At 74.2% G+C, this 9,201-nt stretch carries 12 protein-coding genes; 3 read left to right on the forward strand and 9 right to left on the reverse strand.

Annotated features, from left to right (window positions below; translation table 11 throughout):
* Positions 1-254 precede the first annotated feature (254 nt).
* On the reverse strand, positions 255-524 hold the full coding sequence (locus AC4H2G_RS14790) for a hypothetical protein (protein ID WP_494366499.1): 270 nt from the start codon (positions 522-524) through the stop codon (positions 255-257).
* Positions 525-967: 443 nt separating this feature from the next.
* Positions 968-1,432 (reverse strand): winged helix-turn-helix transcriptional regulator, encoded by a 465-nt coding sequence (locus tag AC4H2G_RS14795; protein ID WP_435735975.1) that lies wholly within the window; start codon positions 1,430-1,432, stop codon positions 968-970.
* 82 nt (positions 1,433-1,514) lie between these two features.
* On the opposite strand from AC4H2G_RS14795, the gene AC4H2G_RS14800 reads away from it, so the two are divergent.
* A complete protein-coding gene (locus AC4H2G_RS14800) occupies positions 1,515-2,996 on the forward strand; it encodes an MFS transporter (RefSeq protein ID WP_494366500.1) in 1,482 nt (493 codons plus the stop codon).
* Here the strand turns inward: AC4H2G_RS14800 and AC4H2G_RS14805 are convergent.
* Both AC4H2G_RS14805 and AC4H2G_RS14810 read right to left on the reverse strand, forming a co-directional pair.
* On the reverse strand, positions 2,963-3,256 hold the full coding sequence (locus tag AC4H2G_RS14805; protein WP_494366501.1) for an alpha/beta fold hydrolase: 294 nt from the start codon (positions 3,254-3,256) through the stop codon (positions 2,963-2,965). The two genes, AC4H2G_RS14800 and AC4H2G_RS14805, sit on opposite strands and share 34 nt — an antisense overlap.
* Positions 3,257-3,301: 45 nt before the next feature.
* Complete coding sequence (locus AC4H2G_RS14810) at positions 3,302-3,811, reverse strand: alpha/beta fold hydrolase (protein WP_494366502.1); 510 nt, start codon at positions 3,809-3,811, stop codon at positions 3,302-3,304.
* A 115-nt stretch (positions 3,812-3,926) separates the two neighbouring features.
* Between AC4H2G_RS14810 and AC4H2G_RS14815 the strand changes: the two genes are divergently transcribed.
* Together AC4H2G_RS14815 and AC4H2G_RS14820 are read left to right on the forward strand one after the other, a co-directional pair.
* Positions 3,927-4,619, forward strand: a complete 693-nt coding sequence (locus AC4H2G_RS14815; RefSeq protein ID WP_494366503.1) for a DUF4334 domain-containing protein — start codon at positions 3,927-3,929, stop codon at positions 4,617-4,619.
* The gene (locus AC4H2G_RS14820; RefSeq protein WP_494366504.1) at positions 4,616-5,326 is read left to right on the forward strand and encodes a hypothetical protein; all 711 of its coding nucleotides are present in this window, start codon (positions 4,616-4,618) and stop codon (positions 5,324-5,326) included. Before AC4H2G_RS14815 ends, AC4H2G_RS14820 begins: the two co-directional genes overlap by 4 nt.
* Here AC4H2G_RS14820 and AC4H2G_RS14825 read toward each other — a convergent pair.
* Genes AC4H2G_RS14825 through AC4H2G_RS14845 form a run of 5 tightly spaced genes read right to left on the reverse strand, consistent with a single transcriptional unit; the run spans position 5,290 to position 9,200 of the window.
* Positions 5,290-6,483 carry an NAD(P)/FAD-dependent oxidoreductase gene (locus AC4H2G_RS14825; RefSeq protein ID WP_494366505.1) on the reverse strand — a complete coding sequence of 398 codons (1,194 nt, stop codon included), beginning with the start codon at positions 6,481-6,483 and terminating at the stop codon, positions 5,290-5,292. The genes AC4H2G_RS14820 and AC4H2G_RS14825 overlap by 37 nt on opposite strands.
* Positions 6,484-6,522: 39 nt before the next feature.
* Complete coding sequence (locus AC4H2G_RS14830; RefSeq protein WP_494366506.1) at positions 6,523-7,305, reverse strand: glycosyltransferase family A protein; 783 nt, start codon at positions 7,303-7,305, stop codon at positions 6,523-6,525.
* Positions 7,302-7,886 (reverse strand): DUF2238 domain-containing protein, encoded by a 585-nt coding sequence (locus AC4H2G_RS14835; RefSeq protein WP_494366507.1) that lies wholly within the window; start codon positions 7,884-7,886, stop codon positions 7,302-7,304. Before AC4H2G_RS14835 ends, AC4H2G_RS14830 begins: the two co-directional genes overlap by 4 nt.
* A 4-nt stretch (positions 7,887-7,890) precedes the next feature.
* On the reverse strand, positions 7,891-8,229 hold the full coding sequence (locus tag AC4H2G_RS14840) for a hypothetical protein (RefSeq protein ID WP_494366508.1): 339 nt from the start codon (positions 8,227-8,229) through the stop codon (positions 7,891-7,893).
* Positions 8,226-9,200 (reverse strand): MvdC/MvdD family ATP grasp protein, encoded by a 975-nt coding sequence (locus tag AC4H2G_RS14845; protein WP_494366509.1) that lies wholly within the window; start codon positions 9,198-9,200, stop codon positions 8,226-8,228. The genes AC4H2G_RS14840 and AC4H2G_RS14845 overlap by 4 nt, the downstream gene beginning before the upstream one ends.
* Position 9,201: the final 1 nt, after the last annotated feature.

A 9,201-nucleotide genomic window follows, 5' to 3' on the forward strand; every position in this document is an offset into this window, starting at 1 on the left:
CCGAGCGGCGCGATCGCCTGCGCGAGCTCCGACGCGGCGGTGAGGGCGGCTTCCTCACGTCGCTGCCATGACAGAGAACCGACGCACAGAGAGCCGACAGACGGAGAACCGACGGACCGAGAGCCGAAGGACGGAGGGGCGGCACACCACGACGGAGGACCTGCCCGCGCCGACGACGGCTCCGGCTGGCGGACCGACGCGAACCGGGTGGCTCCACGGCCGCTGGGGGACGGCCGCCCTGTCGTCACGCTGGCCTACGCCTGGGTCGCCATGATCCTGCTGGGCGCCGTCGTGCTCGAGACGTTCATGATCCATCCGAACATCTTCAGCAACCCGCCCGAGTCGTTCGAGCGGGCGATGGAGTTCCTCGCGGTGAGCGGCCCGTCCGACGTCTTCCCGCCGCTGGGGTTCCTCTCGTGGGCCCTGGTCGTCGCGGCGCTGCTGCTGTGCTGGCGCCAGCGGGACGCGCGGTGGTGGCTGCTGCTGAGCCTCGCGATGGCCGTCGGCGAGGGCGTCGCGTCCATCCTCTACCTTCTGGCGCGCAACGGGATCATGTTCGTCGAGGGACTCGCGGTGCACCCGCCCGAGTACCTCGCCCAGGTCGACCGCGAGTTCGAGATGTGGCGCTGGCGGTCCTGCACGGGGTTCAGCGTGCTCGCCGCGACCGGCCGGTACCGGCGGCTGCCCGGGGAGCCCCTCCTGCTGCGGCCGCTCCGGCAGACCGGTGCCGTCGAGGCCGCGCTGGTCGAGGTGCTGTCGGCGCTGCGGCGCGTCGCACCACGCCTGGAGCTGCCCGTCGACCATCAGCCGGCCGAGGAGTGGCACCGTGACGCCGTCCGGTCGTCCGACGTCGTCCGACGTCGTCCGACGTCGTCCGGTCGTAGTACGCGCTCGAGGACCCGCGGGCCCGGGCGGCGTACCGGACGAACGCCGAGCGCACGTTCGAGCACGTCTTCCGGGGTCGCGGTCACAGGTCGCGGAGCTCCGCCTCCCGCTCGTCGTAGGAGCTGCGCGCCGCGGCGATGCGCTCCTGGTGCGCCTCGGTCCACACCACGAGGGCCTTGGTCGTCGCGTGGAGCGAGCGGCCCATCTCGGTGAGCGCGTAGTCGACGCGCGGCGGGACGGTCGGGTACACCGTGCGCTCGACGATGCCGTCGCGCTCGAGCTGGCGCAGCGTGCGGGACAGCATGCGCTGGCTGATGCCGTCGATCTCGCGCTTGAGCTCGGTGAAGCGCATGACCCGGCGGTCGAGCATCGCGATGGCGAGCAGGGACCACTTGTCGGCGATGCGGTCGAGGATCTGGCGGACCTCGCAGTCCTCCCGGGCGTCCCACTGCCAGACCTCGACGTCGGACTCCCACTTGGACGCCGTGCGTCGCGCGGCCGCGGTATCCGCGGTGATACCAGGTGTGGCGGATGTGCCGTCTTCCATGCCTCCCGATCCTGCCCGACGATGAAGTCGGTATCAAGAGGTAACCGAGTACTGATCGGTACTCCATCAGAGAGGGGACGCCATGACCGACCCGCGGACCGACCGAGCCCACGAGGACACGCGAACCGAGGCGCGGTTCACGCTGCGCGACTGGGGGCTGCTCCTCGTGCTGTGCGGCGCGATCTTCCTCGAGGGCAGCGACATCGCGATGCTCTCCGTCGCGCTGCCCGGCATCCGCGCCGACCTGGGCCTGGCCACGGGAGAGCTCGGCGGCGTCGTCACCGCCTACGTCGTCGGGTACGGGGGCTTCATGCTGCTCGGCGGGCGCGCGGCGGACCTCTTCGGCCGTCGTCGGATGTTCGTCCTGTGGCTCGTCGTGTTCCTGCTCTTCTCCGGGCTGGGCGGTCTCGCGACCGACGGCTGGATGCTTCTCGTCTCCCGCTTCGTCACGGGCATCGCGGCCGGGTTCCTCACGCCCGCCGGCATGTCGCTCATCACGACGTCGTTCGCCGAGGGCCCACGCCGCAACCGCGCGCTGGTGATCTACGGGGCCGCCGGTGCGGCCGGGTTCTCGCTCGGCCTCGTCCTGGGCGGGCTGCTCGCGGCGATCCACTGGCGCTGGGTCTTCTTCGCCCCGGTGACCCTCGCCGTCGTGCTGCTCGCGCTGGCGGTGGTCACCATCCGCCGGGACTCCGCGACGCCGGGGCGCGGCACCCTCGACGTCCTCGGGGCGTTCCTCGCGACGGGGGCGATGGTGCTGCTCGCCGTCGGCATCGTGCGCCTCGAGCACCCGGGCGAGGGCGTGCCGTGGACGGTGGCCGCCCTCGCCGGGGGTGCCGGTCTGCTCGTCGCGTTCGTCGCGCGCCAGCGCCGGGTCGAGCACCCGCTCCTGCCGCTGCGGCTCTTCCGCTCGACCGAGCTCGTCCGGGCGAACATCGCGGCCGTGCTCTTCGCGAGCGGGTTCTACGGCTTCCAGGTGCTCCTCACGCTCTACCTGCAGGAGCTGCGCGGCTGGACGCCGCTGCAGACGGGTCTCGCGATGCTCCTCATGGCGCTCGACGTGGTGCTGGCGCCCGCGCTCACGCCGCGACTCGTCGCCCGGTTCGGCGTGCCGCGCGTGATCGTCGTGGGCCTCGTCGCCGGGGCCGCCGCCGCGGCGTGGTTCCTCGGGTCCGGCCTCGACTGGACGTACGCCGTCATGGTGCCGTCGATGGTCCTCCTGGGCATCGCGTTCGCCCTCGTCTACGGCCCGCTCGCGATCGCGGCGACGACGGGGGTCGGCGACGGGGAGCAGGGCGTCGCGGGCGGCGTGCTCAACACGGGGTACCAGCTCGGCGCGGCCGTCGGGATCTCCGCGGCGACGGCGGTGAGCGTCCTCGCGCTCGGCGACCGCACCGGCGCACAGGCGGGTCTCGACGCCTTCCACGCCGCCCTGTGGGTCTCCGTCGCGGCGTTCACCCTCGCCGCGGTCGTCATGGGGGCACCACGTCGGGGGCGCCGCGGAGCGGTCGCCGTGCCTGACGACGCGGGTCACCTCCCGGAGCCAGAGCCCGTCGCGCGGTGAGCGCCCGCGGGTCCCGTCACCGCGTCCGCGACCTCGGCCGGCGCGGTCTCGGGCAGCCAGTGGCCGGCGTCGAGCTCGACGAAGCGGTACGGCGCGTGCACGTGGCGCTCGGTGTCCTCGGCGGCCCACCGGCCGAGTGCGACGTCCCGCGTGCCCCACACGTACGTCGTCGGGACGCGTACCGCTCCGACGCTCCGGCGCCCGAGCGGCAGCGCCCGGTACCAGTTCAGCGCCGCCCGCAGCGCACCCGGCTCACGCATCCGCTCCGCGTACCGGGCGGCGTCCTCGGCCGACAGGCCGGACCGCTACAGGAGTGACGGCATGGGGCGGGTCAGGGCCGCCTCCGGCAGGCCCGGCAGCTGGAAGAAGCCGACGTACAGCGAGCGCAGCGCCTGGTCGGAGCGGACGAGCGAGCGCGACAGGGCGGCCGGGTGCGGCGTGGACAGGACCGTCAGGCTGCGTACCCGCTCCGACGCCCACGCCGCGAGCGCCCAGGCCACGTTCCCGCCCCAGTCGTGCCCGACGACGTGGGCCGGGCCCGTCGCGTCGAGCACCGCGAGCACGTCGGCGACGAGGAAGTCCAGGCGGTAGGCCGCGCGCTCGCGCGGTCGCGCGCCGGGGGAGTAGCCGCGCTGGTCGAGCGCCACGGTCCGCAGGCCGGTGTCGTGCAGGAGCGGCACGGCGCGGTCCCAGCTCGACGAGTCCTCCGGGAACCCGTGCAGGAGGACGATGCACTCACCGTCCTCCGGGCCCGTGTCGTGGACGTGGAACGTGAGCCGTCCGCGGCGCAGCGCGGTGAGTCGGGGCGAGGCCATCGCTCCAGCGTGCGTCCGGCCGGGGTCACCGGCAATCGCTCCCGACGGCGCGCCCGGGCGGGGCGTCCGGGATCGCCGCCGCGCTGGGCGGGCGGCCGTCGGTGAGGATGGACAGGTGGGTGTATCCGCGCGGGAAGGGACCACGGGCACGCCGGGGCCGGCGGAGCGCCGGGCGGCGCTCGCGGGACTCGAGCGCGGAACGACGACCGCCGCGGCGCTCACGTTCCACGACACGCTGCCCGCGGTCGACGTCGACGACGTGCTCGGCACGTGGCGCGGCTCCGGCCTGCCCACCGGCCACCCGCTCGACGGCCTCCTGGAGGCGCTCGGGTGGTACGGCAAGCGGTTCGACGGCCCGGACGCCGCGCACCCGCTGCTGTTCGAGCACCGCCACGGGGGAGTGGTCGACGTCGACCCCGCGTTCGCGCCGCTCCCGCTCGTCCTGCGGTGCGCCGGCCTGCTGCGTCGCCCGGCCGTCGCGCGTGCCGCACGGACGGCGTTGCCGCTGGTGCGGACCCGTCGGCCCCGGGCGCGCGTGCGGCGCGCGGAGCACCGCGGCGTCGTCACCGCGACGATGGTCTACGACGCCCTGCCGGTCCACGACGTCCTGCGCGCCGTCGACCGCGACACCATCGTCGGTCTCATGGACGCGCGCGGGATGGCGCGTCCGTTCTTCTTCGTCCTGCGCCGCGCGGTCGAGCCCGGATTGCGACGTCCCGGCGCAGGTCCGACACTCGTGCAGATGGACCCGCTGCCGAGCCCTCCCGTCACCGTGGCCGACGCGACCCCGGAGCGTGGCGCGTCATGACGGACACCGTGCTCTTCCTCGGTTTCGCCCTCGCGTACGCGGTCCTGCTGGTGTGGGGGATCCACGTCGTCCGGGGTCGCCGCGCAGGTGTTCCCGGCGTGCTGCCTCTTCTCGTCGTGCTGGGCCTCGTTTACGACAACGCCGTGCTCGGGCTCGGCCGCTTCGTCGGCGAGGGGCCGACGCTCGAGACGCTCAACGCCGCCCGGTACTGGATCCACGCCTTCGCCACCCCGCTGCTCGTGGTCAGCGCACGCTGGTTCCTCGCCCGAGCGGGCGCGGGATGGGCGAGGACGACCGCTGCCGCGGTCGGCGCGGCCGCGCTGGCCGGCGGGCTCGTCGTGCTCGAGGTCGTCACGGTGCTCTCCGACCTGCGTCTCGAGCCGCGCAGCGAGTACGGCGTGCTCGCGTACGAGAACGTGACCGAGACCGGACCGCCGGTGATGGTGATCGTCGTCGGCCTCGCGCTCGTGGTCGCGGGGTTCGGGGTGTGGCGAGGTGACGGCTGGGTGTGGCTCCTCGTCGGCTCGGCCCTCATGCTGGTCGGCAGCGCCGTGCCGATCGCCGTCGACAGCGGAGCCGTGACCAACCTCTTCGAGCTCGTGCTCCTGGTGTCGGTCGTGGCCACGGTGCGTCATCTCGCCGAGCCTCGGAGCTCCGCGCAGTCGGCGGCTCAGGACACCTTGCCCTGGAGCAGCCGGCGCCAGTAGATCGGCGGCTGCAGGTACCGGTCGAAGAGCAGGAGGCTGCGGCGCGGCCGGGCGAGGTCGACGAGCCGGGTCGTCGGCGTCGGGCGGCGATCGCGGTCGAACTCGGCCAGCAACAGCTCGCTGCGCGAGGTCGTCACGGGCGCGACGGAGTAGCCGTCGTACTCCTGCATGGCCGTGTCCTTGCGGCGGGCCTGGATGTTGCGCGCCACGACCGGGACCTGACGGCGCAACGCGCCGCCCGACGGCATCGCGTCGACGGCGGCCGCGTCGCCGAGCCCCCAGACGCGCGGGAACGTGCGGTGCTGCAGCGTGCGGGGGTCGACGGCGACGAAGCCGTCGCTCTCCGCGGTCGCGAGCCCGCTCTGCGCGATCCACCCCGGCGCGCGGTGCGGCGGCGCGAGGTACAGGGCGTCGTAGTGGGTCGTGTCCACGCCGTGGGGCGTTCGCAGGCGCGCCGTGCGGTCGGTCGCGTCGACGGACTCGACGGTCGTGCTCGTCCGGACCCGCACGCCGTACTCCTGGGCGGCGGCGAGCAGCTCCCGCTCGGCCCGCGGGTCGTCCACGAGGCGCGGCGACTCGACGACGAGCTCGACGTCGATCGCGCCGAGCACTCCGGTACGACGCCAGTAGTCGGTGGCGACGAAGAGCGGCTTGAGCCCCACCGGGAAGCACGGCACGTGTCGCGACGCGATCGCGAAGACCGCGCGCCCGGACGTGAGCGCGGAGAGCATGTCCCACGTCTTCGCCGCGAGCTCCGGCAGGTAGCTCGTCGACGCCGACGCGGTCCCGACCGCTTCCTCGGCACCGGGGATGGCGTCCCAGTCGACCTCGGACCCCGGGCAGACCGCGAGGTCGCCGTAGCCGAGCTCGGTGCCGTCGGCGAGACGCACGACCGAGCGCCCGGCATCCACGGACACGACCGGGCTCGGGTAGCGCCGCACACCGTCGGGCACGACCTCGTCCTGCGGCCGGCTGAGGTCGTCGAGCGTCGCCATGCCGGACGCGACGTACGAGAGCAGGGGACGGTACTGGTGCACGTCCTTCGGCTCGACGACCGCGACGTCGCGGCAGCCGTCGCGCCGCACGCGCCCGGCGAGGGACAGGCCGGCGTTGCCGCCGCCGAGGATCAGCACGTCGTGCGCCCTGGGTGAGCTCATGGTGGGACCGTTCCGGTGGGTCGGGCAGGAGGATCCACGCTAGGAGCGGTCGCGCCCGCTCGCCGCTGGGCGCGGTGCCCACCGGTCGCGCCAGCGCTCCCACGGCGGGGAGACGTCCCAGTTGACGCGCAGCGTTCTCCACGCCCGGTCCATCCGGCGGCGGCGTTGGCTCCTGCCGCGCAGCGACCGGGCCGAGACCCCGACCCGCCACGACCGCACGAGGCGCGTCCGGCGCCGGGGGCCGAGCCGGAACGCGAGGTCGAGGTCGTCGTGGACCTCGGCGTCGTCCCGCACGACGCGTTCGCGGACCTCCTCCCACGTGCCGGTGCGCACGGCCATGCAGGAGCCCCAGAGCGTGGTGTGGCCGAGCGCGAGGTGCGTGAACGCGTAGTAGGCGCCGAGATAACCGACCGACGCGACGGTCCGCACGCCGAAGGGAAGGTCGTGGAAGCGACCCGTCCCGGTCATCGCGTCGAGCGTCGGGTCGGCCGCCATGCGCTCGACGACGGTCTGCACCCAGCGCGCGTCGGGGCGGGAGTCCGCGTCGAGACGGCCGATGACGTCGCCCTTGGCGGTGTCGTAGCCGGCTGCTGCGGCGGCAGGGATGCCGACGCGCGGCTCGTGCACGACGACGGCACCCCACCGGAGCGCGACGGCCGCCGAGTCGTCCGACGACGCGTTGTCGACGACCACGACCTCGAGCGGCGGGACCGTCTGGCGCGCGAGGAGGGACAGCAGGTGGTCGAGCGCGGCGGCGTCGTCGCGCACCGGGACCACCACGGACACCGTCGGCACGCCGGGCGTTCCGGCGGCGCCGGTCACGACCGCGCCTCCTCGTCCGTTCGCCGACGGGCCAGCACCGCCCCGGCGACCAGCGCGCCGACGAGCCCGGCCGCGAGGTCGGTCACCGTGTCGTCGTACCCGACGCCGATCCCCTCGTCGAGGTAGGTGTGCCCGGCCCACTCGCCGACCTCCCACAGGATCGCCGCGATCGCCCCGAGCCCTGCCGTCACCACGACGACGCCCGCCGAGGCGCGCGCGGGGGCCGGGTCCGTCGCCGCGTTGCCCGGCAGCAGCTCCCAGCGCACCAGCGCGAGGTACGCGACGGCAGCGATGAGTCCCGTGCAGACCAGGTGCACTGCCAGGTCTAGCCAGTCCACGGCGTCGTACCACTTCAGCTGGGACGCCCAGGCCGCGAAGATCAACGACGTCCCGTACGCGACGTCGAGGGGTGCGGGGAGGGCGAGCGCGCGCGGCACCGAGACGCCGCCGAGCACGAGGAGGAACAGCGCGCCCGCGATCCCGCCGAGCGTGACGGTGGCCACGACGAGGCTGACGAGGGCCGCGACACGCACGACGTCCGCCGGGGCGAAGACCCGGCGGGCGGTGGCGGTGCTGGACATGCGGCTAGATCCTGCGGACCGGGACCTCGCCCGCCGAGTCCGGCGAGGCTCCCAGCGCGTCCGTGGAGACCGCCTGGACGGTGAGCAGGTCGCCGCTCGCGACGTCGCCGTCGCCGGCGAGGTCGACGTGCACGCGGACCGTCGCGTCGGGCGGCGCGTCGTCGACGTCGATCGCGAACGGCACCCGGCCGCCCGGCGAGAGCTCGACGCCGGGCAGCACCGTCTCGGCGAGGCGCACCGACGCGACGTCCTGCAGCGTCGTGTCCTCGACGGAGACGCGCACGGTCGCGGCGGAGGCGGGTACGTCGTCGGGCAGCGTGACGGTGCCGTACAGCGTGGTCATGCGACCACTCTGACACGGTCTCGGGACGCGAGCGCCTCCACGACGGCGTCCGTGATCGGCAGTCCGGTCAGGTGCTCGCAGAACAACCAGAGCCCGGCAGGGTTGACCTCGAAGAACACGTGCTCGCCGGCGGGCGTCCGACGCAGGTCGACCGCCCCGTAGACGAGGCCGAGCCGGTCCATGAGCGACCGGACCTGCGCGAGCACCGGGTCGGGCAGCGTGACCGCCCGGACCGTCGCCTCGTCGAGGACCATCCGCATGTCGCTCGGCAGGCTCGTCGCCGTCGCGTCGATCTCGGTGGTGAACGCGACGCCGTCGACCATGGTCACGCGCAGGTCCACGCCGGGGACGTACTCCTGGAGGATCGTCGGGGCGAACCGCACCTGGTCGAGTCGCTCGACGTCCTCGGCGTCGAGCACGTGCGTCTCGCGCCACGCGTCGAGCCGCGCGATGAACGCCTTGGTCACGACGCGACCCGGTCTCATGGCCGCCACGAACTCGTGCGCCCGCGCGGGGTCGCGCGTGACGACCGTGCGCGGGAGCGCGATCCCGAGGTCGGCGGCGACGGCCCACTGCCACGGCTTGTGGTGCGCGTCGGCGTCGGAACGGGGGTCGTTGACCCAGCGCAGCGGCAGCGACGCGACGACGCCCTCGAAGACCTCGGCGAGCTCGCTGCTCGCGAAGCCCACCGCGGCGGGGTCCGTGATGGACGGGTCGGGCGGTGTCCCGCGCAGGCGCCGCCACCATCCCGTGGTCGCGTCCCGCAGGTCGTGCTCGGGCCGGTCGCCCTCGCCGTCCCCGGCGACGAGCCGCATCGCGGCGGGTGTGCCGGTCTCGTACGCGAGCTCGAGCGAGTCCGTGGTTCCCAGGGTCGACGTGTCGAGCACGACGACCTCGTGGCCGAGCGCGCGCAGGCGCTCGACCACGACGGCCGTGTGGTCGTCGTCCGGGAAGCTGACGACGAGGATCATC

This window comes from Cellulosimicrobium sp. BMG9.23 (assembly GCF_059159985.1).